The organism is Dellaglioa sp. CoH-57-MRSF-22 (assembly GCF_056781895.1).
In genome coordinates this window covers 1-374 of record NZ_JBXAXT010000120.1, presented here as the reverse complement: position 1 = coordinate 374, position 374 = coordinate 1, and the positions used below count along the sequence as shown (strand labels likewise).

Annotated in this window: 1 protein-coding gene; it reads left to right on the top strand. The window is 53.7% G+C overall.

Annotated features, from left to right (window positions below):
* The coding region (locus tag AC1RPR_RS08465) for a hypothetical protein (protein WP_481763510.1) at positions 1–374 on the top strand (374 nt) is incomplete at both ends.

The window sequence follows — 374 nt, the reverse complement described above, 5'->3', positions numbered from 1 at the left end:
ATGCGTAGAAGTGATCGAACCGCGCGAGTATCGTGGTGGCGTTCTAGCCCGATGGTCATGGAAATCCGGCGCGGAGCCCATGACCGAACATCGCCTGAAGCGAATTTGGGAATCTGCACAGCGCCCTAAGGCACAGTACGTGACTCGTTTGCACAAGGTGCTTGAACATGTGCGCAACGGTACGCTGCATGTGTGGGTCGCATTTCACGAAGAGCAGCGCAAGGGCGAATTGCAGAATGTAGAAGTCCAGATCACGCTCAGCCCCCAACGTTTGTTCTACGGGTACGGCCGTGTCCTGATACTCTCAGCCTTTTTTAATCATTCTCAGATGTACTATCTGCTGAAACGCGGGGAACTCGCAGGTAAGATAAGCC